Here is a 19,419-nt window from a genome sequence, read left to right as displayed (position 1 = left end):
ACTCCCGTACGCGGACCGGGCGCGCGCGGGAAGGCCGCGCGCGCCCGGTCGCTGCGCGGGGGCGCGGTGCGGCTCGGCCTGATGGCCGTGCCCGTCGCGTTCTTCGCGCTGTTCTTCGCCTACCCCGTTGTCGCGATCGTCGGACGCGGACTCAAGGACGGCGGGGTGTGGCAGTTCGGACGGTTCGGCGAGGTGCTGAGCCGGCCGGACATCCAGGACGTCCTCTGGTTCACCCTCTGGCAGGCGCTCGCCTCGACCGCGCTGACCCTGCTGATCGCCCTGCCGGGTGCCTATGTGTTCGCCCGGTTCGACTTCCCGGGCAAGCAGCTGCTGCGGGCGATCGTGACCGTGCCGTTCGTCCTGCCGACCGTCGTCGTCGGCACCGCGTTCCTCGCACTGCTGGGCCGTGGCGGGTTCCTCGACGAGCTGTGGGGCGTACGGCTCGACACCACGGTGTGGGCGATCCTGCTGGCCCATGTCTTCTTCAACTACGCCGTCGTCGTCCGCACCGTCGGCGGACTCTGGTCGCAGCTCGACCCGCGGCAGGAGGAGGCCGCACGGGTCCTCGGCGCGGGGCGTTTCGCCGCCTGGCGCCGTGTCACCCTTCCGGCACTCGCCCCCGCGGTGGCCGCCGCCGCGCTGATGGTCTTCCTTTTCACCTTCACCTCCTTCGGCGTCGTCCAGATCCTCGGGGGCCCCGGATTCTCCACGCTGGAGGTGGAGATCTACCGGCAGACCGCGCAACTGCTGGCCCTGCCCACGGCCGCGGTCCTGACCCTGGTGCAGTTCGCCGCGGTCGGCGCCATCCTCGCCGTGCACGCCCGGACCGTACGGCGCAGGGAGACCGCGCTGAAGCTGGTCGACCCGGCGCAGACCGCCCGCAGGCCGCGCGGCGCGGGGCAGTGGGCGCTGCTCGGCGGCGTGCTGCTGACCGTGCTGGTGCTGATCCTGCTGCCGCTGGCCGTCCTGGTGGAGCGCTCGCTCGACGTGTCGGGCGGCCACGGATTCGCGTACTACCGTGCTCTCGGATCGGCGGAGGCCAACAGCGGTACGTTCCTGGTCGCGCCGATCGAAGCGATCTGGAACTCGATGCAGTACGCCCTGGTCGCGACTGCCATCGCACTGGTTGTCGGCGGACTGGCCGCGGCGGCCCTGACCCGGAAGGCGGGCCGGCTCGTCCGGGGTTTCGACGCGCTGCTGATGCTGCCCCTCGGGGTCTCCGCCGTCACCGTCGGCTTCGGCTTCCTGATCACCCTCGACGAACCGCCGCTGGACCTGCGGACCTCCTGGATCCTGGTGCCGCTCGCCCAGGCGCTGGTCGGGGTGCCGTTCGTCGTACGCACGATGCTGCCGGTCCTGAGAGCGGTGGACGGCCGGCTGCGCGAGGCCGCCGCTGTGCTTGGCGCCTCGCCGCTGCGGGCCTGGCGCGAGGTGGACCTGCCGCTGGTGCGCCGGGCGCTGCTGGTCGCCGCCGGGTTCGCGTTCGCCGTGTCGCTCGGTGAGTTCGGGGCCACCGTGTTCATCGCGCGGCCGGACAACCCGACGCTGCCGGTGGCCGTCGCCAGGCTTCTGGGGCGGTCCGGGGAGCTCAACTACGGACAGGCGATGGCCCTCAGCACCATTCTGATGCTCGTGTGCGCGGTGTCGCTGCTGCTCCTCGAACGTATCCGCACCGACCGATCCGGGGAGTTCTAGAGATGCTGACACTCGAATCGGCCACAGTGCGATTCGGCGAGCGGGCGGCGCTGGAGGCGGTGGACCTGGAGGTCGCGGACCACGAGATCGTCTGTGTGCTGGGGCCGAGCGGCAGCGGCAAGTCGACGCTGTTGCGGGTGGTCGCCGGACTCCAGAGCCTGGACGGCGGCCGGGTGCTGCTCGACGGCGCGGACCAGGACGGAGTGCCGGTGCACCGGCGCGGACTCGGCCTGATGTTCCAGGACCACCAGCTGTTCCCGCACCGGGACGTCGGCGCCAACGTCGCCTTCGGGCTGCGGATGCACGGTGTGAGCCGGGGTGAGCAGGAGCGCAAGGTCACCGGTCTCCTCGACCTGGTGGGGCTCCCCGGCGCCGAACGCCGCGCCGTGGCCGCGCTCTCGGGCGGCGAGCAGCAGCGCGTCGCCCTCGCCCGGGCACTCGCGCCCCGCCCCAAGCTGCTGATGCTGGACGAACCGCTCGGCCAGCTGGACCGCAGCCTGCGCGAACGCCTCGTCGTCGAACTGCGCACGCTCTTCGCCCGGTTGGGTACGACGGTGCTCGCCGTCACTCACGACCAGGGCGAGGCATTCGCGCTGGCCGACCGGGTCGTCGTGATGCGCGACGGACGAATCGCCCAGGTGGGAACCCCCCTGGAGGTCTGGCAGCGCCCCGCGTCCGCCTTCGTCGCCCGTTTCCTGGGCTTCGACAACGTGGTGGAGGCGACGGTCACCGGCGAGGCGGCGGACACGGACTGGGGCAAGGTGCCGGTGCCGGCCGGTTCGCCGCAGGGGGCCTGCGATCTGCTGGTGCGTCCGGCCGGCGTCCTGATCGGCGGCCCGCAGGACGGGCTGCGCTGCACCGTGGGCGCCCGCACCTTCCGCGGCAGCCACGTCGCCGTGAAGCTGCACCCCGAGCACGGACCGGTCCTGGACGCGGAGTGTCCGCTGAACAGCACTCCGGACGAGGGCGCGCAGGTCGGCGTGACCTTCGCCGCGGCGGAGAGCGTCGTGCTGCCGGCCGTCTTCTGACCGGCCGCGTCCTACGTCAACGACAGCCGCGCGAGCGCCTCGGGCGCTTCCTCCACCGTGTCGACGAGTGCGATGCGGGACTCCATCGGCCGCTCCGCCGCGAGGGCCCGGAGCAGCGGCCGGGCGGGCAGCTCCCGTGTCCAGTGATCACGGCCGACCAGCACCATCGGGGACGGCTCACCGCGTGATCCGTAGTAGTTCGGGGTGGTGCTGTCGAAGATCTCCTGGACGGTGCCGGCCGCGCCGGGCAGGAAGATCACGCCCGCGGTCGAGCGGGCCAGCAGACCGTCCTCGCGCAGGGCGTTGGCGAAGTACTTGGCGATGCGGTCGGCGAACGGGTTCGGCGGCTCGTGGCCGTAGAACCAGGTGGGGATCGACACGGAGCCGCCGCCGTCCGGCCAGCGCTCCCGCACACCGAACGCCGCCAGCGCCAAGTCGGTGACCGACGGGGTGAACGAGGGGGCCGCGCCGAGGAGTTCGCAGGCCTTGTCCAGCATGGCGTCGGGATGCGGCGCCGCGTAGGCGCCGAGATTCGCCGCCTCCATCGCGCCCGGCCCGCCGCCGGTGGCCACCGTCAGCCCGCCGCGGGCCAGGGTCCTGCCGAGGCGGGCCGCGGCCGCGTACGGGGCGCTGCCGCGGGGCGTCGCGTGGCCGCCCATCACGCCGACGACCCGGGCGCCGGCGAGGAGTTCGTCCAGCGCGTCGGAGACCGCGTCGTCGTGGAGCGCGCGCAGCATCGACGCGAACGCGTCACCGTTCGACCGCGTCCGCCGGAACCAGCGGTAGGCGCGGGCGTCGCGTCGTAACCGCCCTCCGTCAGACCGGCGTAGAGCGCGTCGGGAGAGTAGAGCAGACCGCGGTACGGATCGAAGGGGAGCCCCGGAACCTGAGGGGAGACCACCGCGCCGTCGGCCCGCACCTTCTCGGCCGCCCCGGGCTCCATCCGGCAGCCGAGGAAGACGGTGCCGGAGGCGTCGGAGGCCGGCAGCGCCGCGCTGCGGCCCATCAGGTCGACGGACTGGACGCGGTGGCCCGCCGGCGAACCTGCGGCGACCGCCGCGTCGAACTCTGCGAGCGACTCGATCTCGGTGCCGGGTGCGGGCGGGCTCTCCTGCGGGGTCTCCACTCCCTCATGCCAGGTCCTGTCCGGGGCGGTGATCCGGATCGGGGAGCGGGTGCGGTGCGGCCGATTGCGAGGTGCCGGAAGGCCCTCTTGCCTGAGGTACGAGGGTGTCCGGGGGCGCGGCGTGCGTGCCACGTCCGGTGAGCCCGGGGCGCCACCCTCGGCAGACTCTGAGGGCCGGCCGGGGCACGCCCCGGCCGGAGTCCGTTCAGGCGGTCAGCGGCAGCGCGGCCAGCTCGGCGATCGCCCAGGTCAGCGGGGCGAACACGAGCAGCAGGACGGCCGCGCGCAGCGCCGTCGCCGTGCGAAGCGCCGAGGCAGGTGCGCCGAGCCGCAGCAGCGCCCGTGCCGTCTCGGCGCGGGCCTGCTTCGCCTCCAGCGCGGAGGTCAGCAGCGTCGCGGTGGTGCAGCCGATGACGAGCACGGCGCCGAGCGCGGTGAGCGGGCCGAAGGGCCGCGGCCCCGTCCCGTGCAGCGCGAACACGGCGACGACCGCCGACAGGACCGCGCAGACGACGCCCAGCGGCCGGCCGATCCGGTGAGCCTCGTCCATCAGGACCCGGCCCGCCAGCAGGCGTACGGCTCCGGGGCGCATCGTCTGCAGCAGGCGCCCGCACAGATAGGTCAGCCCCGGGCCCGCCGTGGCCAGCCCGATCGCGGTCAGGGTCCATCCCACCAGTACCCAGGCGGGTGTGGAGTCGAGCTTTCCGGGGAGCGGGAAGGGGCTGCCGGGCGCGCCGCGGTTCGCGTACGCCTCGACGGCGAGTCCGGCGGCCGCCAGGGCCACGCCCCACGGCAGCCCGGCGGGAGGCGCCGCAGGGGCGGGGATCCGCTCCTCGGGCACCAGGTCCTCGGTGTCCTCCGGCGCGTCCGCGGCCCGCACCGGCCTGGTGCGCAGCGCCAGCGCGCTCGCCGTCGCGGCGGCCGCGGGCACCAGGGTCAGGAGGACGACGGCGGCGGCCAGGGGCAGCGGTGCCCCGGCGCCGAGCAGCCCGGCCGCGGCGCCGTCGAACGGCAGGCCGGACAGGTCGCCGCGCAGGTGGAGGAAGAAGAGCAGCGCCACCATCGAGCCGAGGGTGCACGAGACGGCGGTGGAGACGGCGGCGAGCACGCTGAGCCGCACCGGGCCGAGGCCGACGGCGGACAGCCCGGCGCGCGGACGGGTGCTCGGGTCCGTACGTGCCACCGCGACCGCGAACTGCACCGTGGCGGCCAGCGGTACGAAGCACCACAGCAGCCGCAGCACGGAGCCGGCGGAGTGCGCCGGGTGCCCCGAGGCGTAACCGAGCGTGCACAGCAGAAGGAAGCCGACCCCGGCGGAGGCGGCCGCGACGAGCAGTCGCCGCATCAGGACCAGTGGATGGGAACCGCGGGCTAGACGGAGAGCGAGCACGCCGCGCGGCCCTCCGTGTCGGTCACGGCGGGAAGGGCGACCGTGGCGACCCGGCGTCCGTCCAGCAGCGGAACCACGCGGTCGGCGAGTGCGGCGATCTCCGCGTCGTGCGTGGCGAGCACCACCGTGATGCCGTGCGAACGGGCCGCGCTGGTGAGGGTGCGCAGGACGTGAGCACGGTCCGTGCGGTGCAGCGTGGCGGTCGGTTCGTCGGCGAAGATCACCGAGGGGGCGGCGGCCAGTGCGCGGGCCACCGCGATCCGCTGCCGTTGGGCCTGCTGGAGGGTGTGCGGCCGCTTCCGTGCGCACATGCCGATGTCGAGGCGCTCCAGCCACTCCATGGCGGCCTTCTTGGCCTCGCGGTGCGAGGAGCCGCGCAGCAGCAGCGGCAGGGCGGTGTTCTCCCAGGTGTTCAGTTCCGGGACGAGCTGGGGTTCGGGGGCGATCCAGCCGAACTTGTCGCGGCGCAGCCGCTCGCGCAGCCGGGGGCCCATGGTGTGGACGGGGACGCTGTTGAACCACACCTCGCCCTGCTGGGGCACGAGTTGGCCGGAGAGGCAGTGCAACAGGGTCGTCTTGCCGCTGCCGCGCGGGCCGGTCACCGCGAGGATCTCTCCGTCGCGGATGCCCAGGGAGACCCCGCCGAGCGCGGGTGAGCCGTTGTGGGAGTGCTGCAGGGAACGCGCCCAGATCACGTCGTTGTCCGGCGGGGCCACCATGGCGTACACCTCGGTTCAGATCAGATATCCCGTTCCCCCGTACGGGGGAACGAAGGCGGGGCCGATCGGTCACTCGGCACCGTAAGGACTCGGATCACGGCGTGCGCACGGCACGCGGCCCGGGTGCGCTTCTTCCCACTCGAATGGGCGCATCCGGGCCGTGTGGACCGTATGAAATGACCGCTGGAGGGTCCCTCGCGGGACGGTCAAGCGGTGGTCAAGCCTGGGCCGAACGAGGGGCCCCGGGTCAGAGCTTCGTCCAGGCCTCCGTCAGGACGGACCGGAGGATGCCCTCGATCTCGTCGAACGTGGACTGGTCGGAGATGAGCGGCGGGGCGAGCTGGACGACCGGGTCGCCGCGGTCGTCGGCCCGGCAGTACAGGCCGTTGTCGTACAGCGCCTTGGAGAGGAAGCCGTACAGGACGCGCTCGGTCTCCTCGTCGGTGAACGTCTCCTTGGTGACCTTGTCCTTCACCAGCTCGATGCCGTAGAAGAAGCCGTTGCCGCGGACGTCGCCGACGATCGGCAGGTCGTGCAGCTTCTGCAGCGTGGTGAAGAAGGCGTTCTCGTTGTCGAGGACGTGCTGGTTGAGGCCCTCGCGCTCGAAGATGTCGAGGTTGGCGAGGCCGACCGCGGCGGAGACCGGGTGTCCGCCGAAGGTGTAGCCGTGCAGGAAGGTGTTGTCGCCCTCGTAGAACGGCTCGGCGAGCTTGTCCGAGATGATGCAGGCACCGATCGGCGAGTAGCCCGAGGTCATGCCCTTGGCGCAGGTGATCATGTCCGGCACGTAGCCGAACTTGTCGCAGGCGAACATCGTGCCGAGGCGGCCGAAGGCGCAGATGACCTCGTCGGAGACGAGCAGCACGTCGTACTGGTCGCAGATCTCGCGGACGCGCTGGAAGTAGCCGGGCGGGGGCGGGAAGCAGCCGCCCGCGTTCTGTACGGGCTCCAGGAAGACGGCCGCGACGGTGTCCGCGCCCTCGAAGAGGATCTCCTGCTCGATCTGGTCGGCGGCCCAGCGGCCGAAGGCCTCCGGGTCGTCGCCGAAGAGCGGGGCGCGGTAGATGTTGGTGTTCGGGACCTTGTGCGCGCCGGGGACCAGCGGCTCGAAGGGGGCCTTGAGAGCCGGCAGACCGGTGATGGACAGGGCGCCCTGCGGGGTGCCGTGGTAGGCGACCGCACGCGAGATGACCTTGTACTTGGTCGGCTTGCCCTTGAGCTTGAAGTACTGCTTGGCCAGCTTCCAGGCGGTCTCGACGGCCTCGCCGCCACCGGTGGTGAAGAAGACCTTGTTGAGGTCGCCCGGGGCGTAGTCCGCGAGGCGCTCGGCCAGCTCGACGGCCTTCGGGTGGGCGTAGGACCACACCGGGAAGAAGGCCAGTTCCTGCGCCTGCTTGTACGCGGCCTCGGCGAGCTCGTGACGGCCGTGACCGGCGTTGACCACGAACAGGCCGGACAGCCCGTCGAGGTAGCGCTTGCCCTGGTCGTCGTAGATGTAGGTGCCCTCGCCACGCACGATGGTGGGAACGGGCGCGTTCTCGTAGTCCGACATGCGGGTGAAGTGCATCCACAGGTGGTCGTACGCGGTCCGGCTGAGGTCCTTGCTCACGGCTATCGGGTTCCCCACATATAGGTCTGCTTCTTGAGCTTGAGGTAGACGAAGCTCTCGGTGGAGCGCACACCGGGTATCGCCCGGATGCGTTTGTTGATCGTCTCCAGCAGGTGGTCGTCGTCCTCGCAGACGATCTCCACCATCAGGTCGAAGGAGCCCGCGGTCATCACCACGTACTCGCATTCGGTCATGGCCGACAGGGCCTCCGCGACGGGATCGAGGTCGCCCTCGACATTGATCCCGACCATGGCCTGTCGCCGGAATCCCACGGTGAGCGGGTCGGTGACGGCGACGATCTGCATCACGCCCTGGTCGAGCAGCTTCTGCACGCGCTGGCGCACGGCCGCCTCGGAGAGGCCCACGGCCTTGCCGATCGCGGCGTACGGACGACGCCCGTCCTCCTGGAGCTGCTCGATGATTGCGAGGGACACGGCATCGACCGCTGGGGACGATCCGTTCCCGGTCCTGGAGTCTGCGCTGCGACTGGCCACAGGGCCACTCTGCACCGGGACTCGTCTGTCTCGCAACCCCAGATCGATGAAATTCGTTGTCGAAGGGCCCGGATCTCACTGAATCCGAAGTTGGCGGCGGTTGGGTATGTCGAAACCGTTACCCATGCGACTAGGCTGGGTGTCTCACCCATTGGACGTGTCGACAGGAGGGGTGGTTGTGACCACCGAGGTGCGCCGTCTGCGCAACTACATCAACGGAGAGTTCCGGGACGCCGCCGACGGGCGGACCATCGATGTGGTCAACCCGGTGACGGAGGAGGTCTACGCGACCTCCCCGCTGTCCGGCGAGGCCGATGTCGACGCCGCCATGGCCGCCGCCGCAGCTGCCTTCCCCGCGTGGCGCGACGCCACCCCCGCCGAGCGCCAGCGCGCCCTGCTGAAGATCGCGGACGCCTTCGAGGAGCGCGCCGAGGACCTCATCGCGGCCGAGTCCGAGAACACCGGCAAGCCGCTCGGGCTGACCCGTACCGAAGAGATCCCGCCGATGGTGGACCAGATCCGCTTCTTCGCGGGTGCGGCCCGGCTGTTGGAGGGCCGTTCGGCCGGCGAGTACATGGAGGGGCTGACCTCCATCGTCCGCCGGGAGCCGGTCGGTGTCTGCGCGCAGGTCGCGCCGTGGAACTACCCGATGATGATGGCCGTATGGAAGTTCGCCCCGGCGCTCGCCGCGGGCAACACCGTCGTCATCAAGCCGTCCGACACCACCCCGGCGTCCACCGTGCTGATCGCCGAGATCATCGGGCAGATCCTGCCGAAGGGCGTCTTCAACGTCATCTGCGGCGACCGTGACACCGGCCGCGCGATGGTCGAGCACCGGACCCCGGCCATGGCCTCCATCACCGGTTCGGTCCGGGCCGGCATGCAGGTCGCCGAGTCCGCCGCCAAGGACGTCAAGCGGGTCCACCTGGAGCTCGGCGGCAAGGCTCCCGTCGTCGTCTTCGAGGACACCGACATCGCCAAGGCCGTGGAGGACATCTCGGTCGCGGGCTACTTCAACGCCGGTCAGGACTGTACGGCCGCGACCCGGGTCCTGGTCCACGAATCCATCCACGACGAGTTCGTCACCGCACTGGCCAAGGCCGCAGCCGACACGAAGACCGGGCAGCCGGACGACGAGGACGTGCTCTACGGCCCGCTCAACAACGCCAACCAGCTGGCCCAGGTCAGCGGCTTCATCGAGCGCCTGCCCGCCCACGCCAAGGTCGAGGCGGGCGGCCACCGGGTCGGAGAGAAGGGCTACTTCTACGCCCCGACCGTCGTTTCCGGGCTCAAGCAGGACGACGAGATCATCCAGAACGAGGTCTTCGGCCCCGTCATCACCGTCCAGTCCTTCGCGGACGAGGCCCAGGCCCTGGAGTGGGCGAACGGCGTCGAGTACGCGCTGGCCTCCTCGGTGTGGACCAAGGACCACGCCCGCGCCATGCGGATGTCCAAGAACCTCGACTTCGGCTGCGTGTGGATCAACACCCACATCCCGCTCGTCGCCGAGATGCCGCACGGCGGATTCAAGAAGTCCGGCTACGGCAAGGACCTCTCCGCCTACGGCTTCGAGGACTACACCCGCATCAAGCACGTCATGACCTCGCTCGACGGCTGACAGCCGGCGGCTGACGCTTGAAACCCGTCGCCCGAAGACCGTCGACCGGCGGTCGCGGCCATCGGTACGGATACGGCCCCCCGGGCGCACTGTGCGAGTGCCCGGGGGGCCGAATGCGTGTTTCCGGGCCCCGTATCCGTGTTTCCGCGTTCGTTCGCCCTCGACAGGGTGTGCGCGGGGGGCGCGTACCGCTGGACGGTTGGTCCATTGCCCGCCGGGCCGGCGGACCGGCATCCTGCGCAGGTGCGAGCGATCCCGAACCACCCCATGTCCCGCCGGTCCCTGCTCCGCGCCTTCGGGGCGGGAGCGGCCGGCGTCACGCTGGCCGGCTGCGGAGTGCCCGCCGCCTATGTGGAGCCGGGTGACCGCGCCGGACGCGACTACTCCGCAGGCGACCACGCCCTGCACTTCGCCAACTGGCCGCTCTACATCGACACCGACGACGAGGACGAGTCGAAGCGGCCGACCCTCGAGGCCTTCAGCAAACGCACCGGGATCTCCGTCACGTACACCGAGGAGATCAACGACAACGACGAGTTCTTCGGCAAGATCAGCCCGGCCCTGATGAACCACCAGCAGACCGGCCGCGACCTGATCGTCATCAGTGACTGGATGGCCGCACGCTTCGTCCGGCTCGGATGGGTCCAGGAGATGGACCGGGCCGAGCAGCCCAACGTGACGAAGTACCTCGACCCGCAGCTGCGTTCGCCCGCCTTCGACAAGGGCCGGACGCACAGCGTGCCCTGGCAGTCCGGGATCACCGGCATCGCGTACAACCGCAAGAAGCTGGGCCGGGAGATCAAGCACACGAGCGACCTGTGGGCGGACGATCTGCGCGGCAGGATGACACTGCTGTCCGGGCTCGACGAGTCCTTCGCGCTGCTGATGCAGGGCAACGGCGTGGACATCACCCGCTGGAAGCGCGACGACTTCTACGAGATCTGCGACCAGGTGGAGAAGCTGGTGAAGTCGAAGCACATCCGCCGTTTCACCGGCAACGACTACATCAAGGACCTCTCCACCGGGGACGTGCTCGCCTGCCAGGCCTACTCAGGCGACGTCATCCAGCTCCAGGCGGACAATCCCGAGATCGAGTTCGTGGTGCCCGAGGAGGGGGCGGAACTCTGGGCGGAATCGCTCATGATCCCCAACCTCGCCCGCCACAAGCGCAATGCCGAGAAGCTCATCGACTACTACTACGAGCCCGAGGTCGCCGCCGAGCTCGCCACCTGGGTCAACTACGTCTGCCCGGTGCCGGCCGCACGCGAGGTGCTCGCCTCTTCCAAGGACAAGGAGACCGCCGCGCTCGCCGAGGACCCGCTGATCTTCCCCGACGACGCCATGCGCGAGCGGCTCGCCATCGCCCGGGACATCACCTCCGAGGAGCGCACCGAGTTCGCCAAGAAATGGAACTCCATCGTCGGTCTGTGAAGCCCTGCCGGGGCTGACGTAAAGGGCCGGTAAACCCGGGCGTACGCTGCGGACATGAGCGAGCGACGCGCCCTGCGGAGGCGTATACGCGTGTGGTTGGCCGTCTTCATCGTCTGTCTGGTCCTGAGCGGGCTGACCGCCTTCCCGCTCGTCCACGAACTGCGCTGGGCCGAGGATCTGCTGAGCTCCTCGGCCTCGCCCGTCCCCGAGCACTTCCCCGCCCTGCTGGAGTGGATCACTCGCGTCCGGACCGGGCTCGACACCGCCGACGCCGAGTACCCGTTCGTGCTCTACGGCACCGACTGGCTGGCCTTCGCCCACCTCGTGATCGCGGTCGCCTTCTACGGCCCCTACCGCGATCCGGTCCGCAACATCTGGGTCATCGAGTTCGGCATGATCGCCTGCGCCGGGATCATCCCGCTCGCGCTGATCTGCGGACCGATTCGCGACATTCCCTTCTGGTGGTCGGCCATCGACATGTCCTTCGGCGTCATCGGGGTGATTCCACTCCTGATCGTGCACCGCATGATCAAGCGGCTGGAGGCCGTGGAGCGGACACCGGAGCGGATCCCCGCGCAGGACGCCGCTCCGGCGGTCTGAGTCATCCGGCCGACGGGGCACCGAAGGCGGCCATCACGATGCCCAGCGCCGTGCGATTCATGTCCGGCCCCTTCGCGTCCGCCGAGTTGACGCTGTAGACCAGAGTCCGGGAGCGGCTGGCCAGGTCCTTCGGGGCGAACCGGTACACGGCGCCCGCCGCGAGTACGGCGAGGAGGACCGCGACCGGCGCCCGGCGGCGGACGACCAGGGGCAGCACCATCAGGGTGGTCAGCCCGTACGCCGTCCATGTCGCGGCCGGCAGTTCCGGGGCGCGCGGGACGACGAACGGCATGGTCATGGCGGGCTGGACCAGCAGAGCGATGAGGAGGTCGACGGTGCGGGGGCCCGCCCGCCGCGCCCGCGCCGCGACGTCTCGTATGCGTATCGGGGCGACGCCGTCAGGGTTTCCGCGCGACCACACCGAACTGGGCGACCTCGGGTCCCTCGGCGCCCGGTGCGGGGCGCCAGCGCGCACACGAGACGATGCCCGGATCGACGAGGTCCAGCCCGTCCAGGAACGCGGCGACCTCGAACCGGCCGCGAGCGGTGATCGGGGGAGTGGCGTTCTCGTTCCAGAACCGCATCGCCGCCTCGTTGCCCTCGCCGCCCAGCTCCAGGGTGGGGTGGGTGAGGGCCAGGTAGCTGCCGGAGGGCACCGCGTCCATCAGCTGCCGGACGATGCGAAGCGCCTCGTCCGTGTCGAGGACGAAGTTCAGGATGCCCAGCAGCATGACCGCCACCGGGCGCTCCAGGTCGAGGGTCGGCTGTGCCGCCCGCAGGATCTGCTCCGGGTTCCGGGCGTCCGCCTCGATGTACTCGGTCGCGCCCTCCGGCGAGCTGGTGAGCAGCGAGCGGGCGTGCGCCAGGACGATCGGGTCGTTGTCCACGTACACGACGCGGGCGTCGGGCGCGGTGTGCTGGGCGACCTCATGGGTGTTGTCGGCCGTCGGCAGGCCGGTGCCGATGTCCAGGAACTGGCCGACGCCCGCGTCACCGGCCAGATACCGCACCACCCGCCCGAGGAACGCCCGGTCGGCCCGCGCCACTTCGCCGATGCTCGGATACATGCCGGTGACCCGGTCGCCGACCGTCCGGTCCACCGGGAAGTGGTCCTTGCCGCCGAGCCAGTAGTTCCAGACCCGGGCGTTGTGGGCGACGTCGGAACGGACGCGGGCGGGAAGGGAATTGCTGCGGGGGGCGGTCACTGCTGACTCCTTGGCGCCGGCCTGGCATCGGGACGATGAGGTCCCGTCCATGATGCCGGACCGGTCAAGATCCGGCGCGGGCCGCGGAGTTGGCGATCACCTTGTGCAGGACGTCGATCCGGTTGGTCGTGATGGAGTCCACTCCCTGCCCGATCAGCCGGCGCATCGTCCGTCCGGTGTCCGCCGTCCACGCCGACACCAGCAGCCCGTCCCGGTGGTTGCGGTCCGTCAGCTCCCTGCTCACCAGGCCGAAGCGGTAGTTCAGCCAGCGCGGCCGCACCGCCTCCAGCAGCCCGGCCCGGGGCGGCGCGAGTGTCGTCCAGGTCATCGCGATCTCGGCAGACGGGTCGGCGGCCCGCACCCGCAGCATCGCCTCGGGCCCCGCGCAGTAGTAGGCGCGCTCACCGGCCCCGCACTCCCGGACCACGCCGACGGTCGTTCGTACGGACGCGTCGGTGGAGCCGGGCAGATCGATCATGACGCGATGCGCGCCCGCGGCGAGCAGAGCCTCGCGCAGGGTCGGCACCGCGCCCGCGGTCAGCTCGGCCAGCTCCTGGTGGGTGAGCCGGTCCAGTCGCAGGTCATGACCCCACAGCCGCTCCAGCGTGGCGTCGTGCAGCAGGACCGGCACACCGTCGCGGGTGACCCGGACATCGATCTCGACCGCGTCCGCCCCCCGTTCGAGGGCGGAGCGGACCGAGGGGAGGGTGTTCTCCCGGACACGGTACGGATCGCCGCGATGTGCGACGGCGGTGACAGGGGTGACAGGGGTGACAGGGGTGACAGTGGCCATGGGGCCATTGTCACCACCTGGCGGTCACCGGCCGGTGTGCTCCAGCCAGTCGGTCGTGTACGTGTCGATCTCGGCGGACAGCGTGCGCTTGCCCGCCGCGTCGAGGAAGGACGCCTCGACGGCGTTCTTCGCGAGCGCGGCGAGACCCCGCTCGTCGAGGCCGAGGAGGCGGGCGGCCACCCCGTACTCGTTGTTGAGGTCGGTGCCGAACATGGGCGGGTCGTCGCTGTTGATGGTGACCAGGACACCGGCCTGGACCATCTCCCTCACGGGGTGCTGCTCGATGTCCGTCACCGCCCGGGTCGCGATGTTGGAGGTGGGGCACACCTCGAGCGGGATGCGGTGCTCGGCGAGGTGCTCCAGGAGCTTCGGGTCGCGCACCGAGCTGGTGCCGTGGCCGATGCGCTCGGCGCGCAGCGAGGTCAGCGCGTCCCAGATCGTCTGCGGTCCCGTGGTCTCCCCGGCGTGCGGCACGGAATGCAGGCCCTCGGCGATCGCCCGGTCGAAGTAGGGCTTGAACTGCGGCCGCTCCACCCCGATCTCGGGGCCGCCGAGACCGAAGGCGACCAGCCCTTCCGGCCGCAGGTCGACGGCGAGCCGGGTGGTCTCCTCGGCGGCTTCGAGGCCGGCCTCGCCCGGAATGTCGAAGCACCAGCGCAGGACGACCCCGAGCTCGGACTCGGCGGCCTTGCGGGCATCCTCTATGGCCTCCATGAACGCCTGCTCGGGAATGCCGCGGCGAGTGGAGGAGAAGGGGGTGACGGTCAGTTCCGCGTAACGGATGTTCTGCCGCGCCATGTCGCGGGCGACCTCGAACGTCAGGAGCCGGACGTCCTCCGGGGTGCGGATCAGATCAACGACCGAGAGGTACACGTCGATGAAGTGGCCGAAGTCGGTGAAGGAGAAGTAGTCGGCCAGCGCCTCGGGGTCGGTGGGGACCTTCGAGTCGGGGTGGTGCGCGGCCAGTTCGGCGACGATGCGGGGCGAGGCGGAACCGACATGGTGGACATGGAGTTCGGCCTTGGGCAGCCCTGCGATGAAGGGGTGCAGATCGGTCATCGGATCCTCCTGAGGCAGGGGTGGTGCGGAGCCCGGGTACGTCGGGGAACCGGGCAGGGGACGGGAGTCATCGTAGGACGGGGGCGGCCCGTAGCATGACGGGCATCACGATGGGGGAGGCCCATGTCAGACAACACAGAACGGCCCGCGGACGGGGCCGCGCCGCGCGATCCATGGGCTCCGCCGGACAACCGGGTGCCGTTGGACAAGAACACCGGGGACACCCGCCCGCAGACGGACGGCGGCACGGGGACTCCCGGCCCGCCGCCCGCGCACGACCAGCAGACGGTCACGTCGGTGCCGGGCGTCGGAACGGGCCCGGCACCGACGGCCGGCTTCGGACCGCCCGACCAGGGACAGCCGGCCGGCCCCGGCGGCTGGCAGGGCCCGGGCCCCGGCTCGGTGCCGCCCCCGCCGGTCGGACCGAACGGTCCCGGGCAGGGGACACCGCCGCCCGGGGGGCAGTACGGCTACCCGGCCCCGCCTCAGTCGCAGTACGGCTACCCGGCACCGCCGGTTCCGCAGTACGGCGACTACGCGGGCTACGGCGGCCAGCCCGTATGGGGGGTCACCGGGCCCGCGAACGGCATGGGCACGGCGGCGATGGTGCTGGGGATCGTGGCCATCTGCCTCTTCTGCGTGTACGGCATCCCGAGTCTCATCCTGGGCATCCTCGCGTTGATCTTCGGCATCATCGGCCGCAAGCGGGTCGCACGCGGCGAGGCGGACAACTCCGGCCAGGCGCTGGCCGGGATCATCCTGGGGTCCATCGGAATAGCCATCGGCGTCGTCATCATCGGCGGCCTCATCTGGCTCTTCGCCACGCACGCGGATGAGTTCAACGACGACAGCACCTACGGCGACGACACCTACGGGACGTCCCTGGTCGTCGAGGACGCGCGCTGACGTCCCCGGTACCGGGCACTGCCCGATAAACGGCCAGGACCGCAGCAGCCGGAACCGCAGCGGCCCGCGGGGCGGTGGGAGATCATCCCGCCGCCCCGCGGGCCGTTTCATGGAGCGCTCGTCCCGCCCCGCAGCGCGGACCGTGCCTCCATCAGTGCGAACCCCAGCAGATTCAGGCCCCGCCACGTCGACGGATTCTCCGCACGAGGATCGTCCGCCGCGAGCCCGATGCCCCAGATGTGGTCCTTCGGGCTCGCCTCGACCAGCATCCGGTCGCCCGTGCCCAGCAGGAACTTCCGCAGGGCCGGGTCCTGGCCGAATTTGTGGATGCTGCCCGCCACCACCAGCCCGAACCGCTCGCGCTGCCAGACGGTCTCGTCGAAATCGCGGACCAGTCGGCCCTCCTTCTTCGCCTGGGCCGGGCTCTTCGCCGCCAGCACGCGCTCAGCTGCCTCCGCGTCCCCGAACAGCCTCGCCTTGCCGGCCATCATCCAGTGCTCGGCCGACGTATATGTCACCCCGTCGACCGTGAACCTCGACGGCCACCACTGGCTGAGGCAGCTCGCGCCGATCAGGCCGTCCGGGCGCGGCCGGTGCCCCCAGAACAGCAGGTACTTCACCCGATTGCCGAGAACGGGCCGATCCGTGGGCGCGTCGACATGCCGGACATCCCCGATGTGTTCCATGACACGCGATTCTGGCATCCGCCACTGACACTACGTACGGGGATTTCCGCACCGACGCGACACATGGTCGACAGATTCCGTCGCGTAACCAAAAGGCAACAACGGAATCACTTGTTGGGTGCGGTCCCCTCTGTCAGGATCGGCAGTCAATCCGAGCAGAAGCTACGCCGTCCCCGGTCTGCGGGGCAGCGGCGGAGGAGAGCGTGATGGGCAACAGCTTCCAGGTGCAGGACCGCTTCGCGGACGGCGCGCAGTACATCGGCGGAAGGCTGCGGTCCGGCACATCAGGACGCAGGCACGAGGTGGTGAACCCGGCGACGGGCGAGACCGTCTACAGCTACGAGCTGGCGGGCACCGCCGATGTCGACGCGGCCGTCGCCGCGGCGCGCGACGCCTTCCCCGGCTGGTCGGGAGCGACCCCGGCCGAGCGCTCCGAGGCCATGCACCGCTTCGCCGCCGTCCTCGCCGGGCAGGCGGACGACTTCGCGTACGCGGAGTCCCTCCAGTGCGGCAAGCCGGTCAAGCTCTCCACCGAGTTCGACGTCCCCGGCACGGTCGACAACACCTCCTTCTTCGCCGGCGCCGCCCGCCACCTGGAGGGCAGGTCGGCCGCCGAGTACGACGGCGACCACACCTCGTACGTACGGCGTGAGGCGATCGGCGTCGTCGGCTCCATCGCTCCCTGGAACTACCCGCTCCAGATGGCCGCCTGGAAGGTCCTCCCGGCCATCGCCGCGGGCAACACCATCGTGCTCAAGCCCGCCGAGATCACCCCGCTGACCTCGCTGATGTTCGCGCAGGCCGCCACCGAGGCAGGTATCCCGGACGGTGTGATCAACATCGTCACCGGCGCCGGCAAGGACGCGGGCGAGCACCTCGTCGGCCACCCGGACGTCGTGATGACCTCCTTCACCGGCTCCACCGCCGTGGGCAAGCGCGTCGCGGAGATCGCCACCTCCACCGTCAAGCGCCTCCACCTCGAACTCGGCGGCAAGGCACCCTTCGTCGTCTTCGACGACGCCGACCTGGAGGCCGCGGTCAACGGAGCCGTCGCGGGCTCCCTCATCAACACCGGCCAGGACTGCACGGCGGCCACCCGTGCCTACGTCCAGCGCCCGCTCCACGACGCCTTCGTCCAGGGTGTCGCCGCACTGATGGAGACCGTCCGGCTCGGTGACCCGTTCGACCCGAAGACCGACCTCGGCCCGCTGATCAGCCACGCCCAGCGCGACCGGGTCGCCGGCTTCGTCGAGCGTGCCCGCGCCTACGCCACCGTCGTCACCGGCGGCGAGGCCCCGGGCGGCGACCTGGCCGACGGCGCGTACTACCGGCCGACCCTGGTCGCCGGGGCCGCCCAGGACAGCGAGATCGTCCAGTCCGAGATCTTCGGCCCCGTCCTGGTGGTCCTGCCCTTCGACACCGACGACGAAGGCATCGCCCTGGCCAACGACACCCCCTACGGACTCGCCGCCTCCGCCTGGACCCGCGACCTGTACCGCGCGGGCCGCGCCACCCGCGAGATCAAGGCGGGCTGCGTCTGGATCAACGACCACATTCCGATCATCAGCGAGATGCCGCACGGCGGATACAAGGCCAGCGGCTTCGGCAAGGACATGTCGTCGTACTCCTTCGAGGAGTACACGCAGGTCAAGCACGTCATGTACGACAACACCGCGGTCGCCAGGAAGGACTGGCACCGCACGATCTTCGGGGACCGATAACCCGGCCGGTCCGGCCGCACACCCACCCGAAAGGGCAACGCGTATGGAGCAGTACGAGCCCGAGCGTCTCTCCGCGGCCCAGCTGGCCGCGATGCGCCGGAGTCTGACCAACGGCAGGGGAGCCCTCACCCGCCGGTCGATGTTGCGCGCCTCAGGCCTCGGCGCGCTCGCGGTCGGCGGACTGGGGACGCTGAGCGCGTGCGGCATCCCGCCCGCCAAGAGGGAGGGCGATGCGGCGGCGGCTTCGGACGACCACTCGGCCAAGGAGAAACAGGTCAACTTCTCCAACTGGACCGAGTACATGGACGTCAGCGAGGACGAGAAGCACCGGCCCACCCTGGACGCGTTCACCGAACGCACCGGGATCAAGGTCAAGTACACCGAGGACATCAACGACAACGTCGAGTTCTTCGGGAAGATCAAACCTCAGCTCGCGGCCGGCCAGGACACCGGCCGCGACCTGATCATCGTCACCGACTGGCTGGCCGCCCGCATCATCCGGCTCGGCTGGGCCCAGAAGCTCGACCCGGCGAACCTGCCGCACGCCTTCGCCAACCTCTCGCCCCAGTTCCGCACCCCCGACTGGGACCCCGGCCGCTCCTACTCCTACCCCTGGACCGGCATCCCGACGGTCATCGCCTACAACTCCAAGGCGACCGGCGGGCGCAAGGTCGACTCCGTGACACAGCTGCTCGACGACCCCACGCTCAAGGGCCGGGTCGGTTTCCTCTCCGAGATGCGCGACTCCGTCGGCATGACCCTGCTAGACATGGGCAAGGACCCGGGGAAGTTCACCGACGCCGACTACGACGCGGCGATAGGCCGGCTCCAGAAGGGCGTCGACAAGAACCAGATACGCCGCTTCACCGGCAACGACTACACCGCCGACCTCGACAAGGGCGACATCGCCGCCTGCGTCGCCTGGGCCGGCGACATCATCCAGCTCCAGGCCGGCAACCCGGACATCAAGTTCGCCATCCCCGCCGCCGGTTACATCACCTCCAGCGACAACATGCTGGTCCCGGCCAAGGCCCGGCACAAGACCAACGCCGAGAAGCTCATGGACTACTACTACGAGCCCCCGGTCGCCGCCCGGCTTGCCGCGTACATCAACTACGTCTGCCCGGTCGACGGGGTCCGCGACGAACTCGCCAGGATCGACAAGGCGATGGCCGCCAACACGCTGATCCTCCCGGACAAGGCGATGGCCGCCAGGTCGCACGCCTTCCGCTCCCTCACCTCCAAGGAAGAGACGGCGTACGAGGAGAAGTTCGCCAAGCTCATCGGTGCCTGACGCCACGCACCTCCTCCCCCTGATCTCCCTCTGACACCACTGGGA

At 70.6% G+C, this 19,419-nt stretch carries 17 protein-coding genes and 1 pseudogene; 8 read left to right on the top strand and 10 right to left on the bottom strand.

Going from position 1 to position 19,419, the window contains the following annotated elements; translation table 11 throughout:
- Positions 1-81: 81 nt before the first annotated feature.
- Together ABT025_RS18095 and ABT025_RS18090 are read left to right on the top strand one after the other, a co-directional pair.
- Positions 82-1,695 carry an ABC transporter permease gene (locus ABT025_RS18095; protein ID WP_350995163.1) on the top strand — a complete coding sequence of 538 codons (1,614 nt, stop codon included), beginning with the start codon at positions 82-84 and terminating at the stop codon, positions 1,693-1,695.
- 2 nt (positions 1,696-1,697) lie between these two features.
- The gene (locus tag ABT025_RS18090; protein ID WP_350995077.1) at positions 1,698-2,723 is read left to right on the top strand and encodes an ABC transporter ATP-binding protein; all 1,026 of its coding nucleotides are present in this window, start codon (positions 1,698-1,700) and stop codon (positions 2,721-2,723) included.
- Between the two features lie 11 nt (positions 2,724-2,734).
- Here ABT025_RS18090 and ABT025_RS18085 read toward each other — a convergent pair.
- The 5 genes and pseudogenes from ABT025_RS18085 to ABT025_RS18065 form a co-directional block, all read right to left on the bottom strand.
- Positions 2,735-3,849: pseudogene (locus ABT025_RS18085) on the bottom strand (LOG family protein).
- Positions 3,850-4,054: 205 nt separating this feature from the next.
- The gene (locus ABT025_RS18080) at positions 4,055-5,239 is read right to left on the bottom strand and encodes a hypothetical protein (protein WP_350995075.1); all 1,185 of its coding nucleotides are present in this window, start codon (positions 5,237-5,239) and stop codon (positions 4,055-4,057) included.
- Positions 5,221-5,958: an ABC transporter ATP-binding protein gene (locus tag ABT025_RS18075; protein ID WP_350995073.1), complete on the bottom strand. Its 738-nt coding sequence runs from the start codon at positions 5,956-5,958 to the stop codon at positions 5,221-5,223. The genes ABT025_RS18080 and ABT025_RS18075 overlap by 19 nt, the downstream gene beginning before the upstream one ends.
- A 247-nt stretch (positions 5,959-6,205) precedes the next feature.
- On the bottom strand, positions 6,206-7,585 hold the full coding sequence (locus ABT025_RS18070) for an aspartate aminotransferase family protein (protein ID WP_350995068.1): 1,380 nt from the start codon (positions 7,583-7,585) through the stop codon (positions 6,206-6,208).
- Positions 7,570-8,076, bottom strand: a complete 507-nt coding sequence (locus ABT025_RS18065; RefSeq protein WP_328896636.1) for an Lrp/AsnC family transcriptional regulator — start codon at positions 8,074-8,076, stop codon at positions 7,570-7,572. Before ABT025_RS18065 ends, ABT025_RS18070 begins: the two co-directional genes overlap by 16 nt.
- A 163-nt stretch (positions 8,077-8,239) precedes the next feature.
- Between ABT025_RS18065 and ABT025_RS18060 the strand changes: the two genes are divergently transcribed.
- From ABT025_RS18060 to ABT025_RS18050, 3 genes are all read left to right on the top strand, one after another.
- Complete coding sequence (locus ABT025_RS18060; RefSeq protein ID WP_350995066.1) at positions 8,240-9,679, top strand: gamma-aminobutyraldehyde dehydrogenase; 1,440 nt, start codon at positions 8,240-8,242, stop codon at positions 9,677-9,679.
- Positions 9,680-9,946: 267 nt separating this feature from the next.
- Positions 9,947-11,110 (top strand): ABC transporter substrate-binding protein, encoded by a 1,164-nt coding sequence (locus ABT025_RS18055; RefSeq protein ID WP_350995161.1) that lies wholly within the window; start codon positions 9,947-9,949, stop codon positions 11,108-11,110.
- 54 nt (positions 11,111-11,164) lie between these two features.
- Complete coding sequence (locus tag ABT025_RS18050) at positions 11,165-11,710, top strand: hypothetical protein (protein WP_350995064.1); 546 nt, start codon at positions 11,165-11,167, stop codon at positions 11,708-11,710.
- A gap of 1 nt (position 11,711) precedes the next feature.
- On the opposite strand, the gene ABT025_RS18045 is transcribed toward ABT025_RS18050, so the two are convergent.
- From ABT025_RS18045 to ABT025_RS18030, 4 genes are all read right to left on the bottom strand, one after another.
- On the bottom strand, positions 11,712-12,131 hold the full coding sequence (locus ABT025_RS18045; RefSeq protein WP_502971974.1) for a hypothetical protein: 420 nt from the start codon (positions 12,129-12,131) through the stop codon (positions 11,712-11,714).
- A complete protein-coding gene (locus ABT025_RS18040) occupies positions 12,109-12,915 on the bottom strand; it encodes an SAM-dependent methyltransferase (protein WP_350995062.1) in 807 nt (268 codons plus the stop codon). Before ABT025_RS18040 ends, ABT025_RS18045 begins: the two co-directional genes overlap by 23 nt.
- Before the next feature lie 64 nt (positions 12,916-12,979).
- On the bottom strand, positions 12,980-13,708 hold the full coding sequence (locus tag ABT025_RS18035; RefSeq protein WP_350995060.1) for a glycerophosphodiester phosphodiesterase: 729 nt from the start codon (positions 13,706-13,708) through the stop codon (positions 12,980-12,982).
- Between the two features lie 24 nt (positions 13,709-13,732).
- Positions 13,733-14,767 carry an adenosine deaminase gene (locus tag ABT025_RS18030; protein ID WP_350995058.1) on the bottom strand — a complete coding sequence of 345 codons (1,035 nt, stop codon included), beginning with the start codon at positions 14,765-14,767 and terminating at the stop codon, positions 13,733-13,735.
- 123 nt (positions 14,768-14,890) lie between these two features.
- On the opposite strand from ABT025_RS18030, the gene ABT025_RS18025 reads away from it, so the two are divergent.
- Positions 14,891-15,673: a DUF4190 domain-containing protein gene (locus ABT025_RS18025; protein WP_350995056.1), complete on the top strand. Its 783-nt coding sequence runs from the start codon at positions 14,891-14,893 to the stop codon at positions 15,671-15,673.
- Positions 15,674-15,780: 107 nt separating this feature from the next.
- Here ABT025_RS18025 and ybiA read toward each other — a convergent pair whose 3' ends face one another.
- The gene (gene ybiA, locus ABT025_RS18020) at positions 15,781-16,359 is read right to left on the bottom strand and encodes a riboflavin biosynthesis intermediates N-glycosidase (RefSeq protein WP_350995054.1); all 579 of its coding nucleotides are present in this window, start codon (positions 16,357-16,359) and stop codon (positions 15,781-15,783) included.
- A gap of 206 nt (positions 16,360-16,565) precedes the next feature.
- Between ybiA and ABT025_RS18015 the strand changes: the two genes are divergently transcribed.
- A complete protein-coding gene (locus ABT025_RS18015) occupies positions 16,566-18,080 on the top strand; it encodes a gamma-aminobutyraldehyde dehydrogenase (RefSeq protein WP_350995052.1) in 1,515 nt (504 codons plus the stop codon).
- Between the two features lie 43 nt (positions 18,081-18,123).
- A complete protein-coding gene (locus ABT025_RS18010; protein WP_350995050.1) occupies positions 18,124-19,374 on the top strand; it encodes a polyamine ABC transporter substrate-binding protein in 1,251 nt (416 codons plus the stop codon).
- Positions 19,375-19,419 lie beyond the last annotated feature (45 nt).

The sequence above is a fragment of the Streptomyces sp. NPDC002809 genome (assembly GCF_040295435.1).
GTDB lineage: Bacteria > Actinomycetota > Actinomycetes > Streptomycetales > Streptomycetaceae > Streptomyces.
Note: the sequence above shows the minus strand (reverse complement) of the source record. Positions and strands in the feature narration are given on the sequence as shown.

Bases quoted from the DNA above. Each gene is read 5' to 3' on its own strand.
- ABT025_RS18095 (WP_350995163.1), top strand. From the start codon at position 82: ATGGCCGTGCCCGTCGCGTTCTTCGCGCTGTTCTTCGCCTACCCCGTT.
- ABT025_RS18090 (WP_350995077.1), top strand. From the start codon at position 1,698: ATGCTGACACTCGAATCGGCCACAGTGCGATTCGGCGAGCGGGCGGCG.
- ABT025_RS18075 (WP_350995073.1), bottom strand. From the start codon at position 5,958: ATGGTGGCCCCGCCGGACAACGACGTGATCTGGGCGCGTTCCCTGCAG.
- ABT025_RS18055 (WP_350995161.1), top strand. From the start codon at position 9,947: ATGTCCCGCCGGTCCCTGCTCCGCGCCTTCGGGGCGGGAGCGGCCGGC.
- ABT025_RS18050 (WP_350995064.1), top strand. From the start codon at position 11,165: ATGAGCGAGCGACGCGCCCTGCGGAGGCGTATACGCGTGTGGTTGGCC.
- ABT025_RS18035 (WP_350995060.1), bottom strand. From the start codon at position 13,708: ATGGCCACTGTCACCCCTGTCACCCCTGTCACCCCTGTCACCGCCGTC.
- ABT025_RS18030 (WP_350995058.1), bottom strand. From the start codon at position 14,767: ATGACCGATCTGCACCCCTTCATCGCAGGGCTGCCCAAGGCCGAACTC.
- ABT025_RS18025 (WP_350995056.1), top strand. From the start codon at position 14,891: ATGTCAGACAACACAGAACGGCCCGCGGACGGGGCCGCGCCGCGCGAT.
- ybiA (WP_350995054.1), bottom strand. From the start codon at position 16,359: ATGGAACACATCGGGGATGTCCGGCATGTCGACGCGCCCACGGATCGG.
- ABT025_RS18015 (WP_350995052.1), top strand. From the start codon at position 16,566: ATGGGCAACAGCTTCCAGGTGCAGGACCGCTTCGCGGACGGCGCGCAG.
- ABT025_RS18010 (WP_350995050.1), top strand. From the start codon at position 18,124: ATGGAGCAGTACGAGCCCGAGCGTCTCTCCGCGGCCCAGCTGGCCGCG.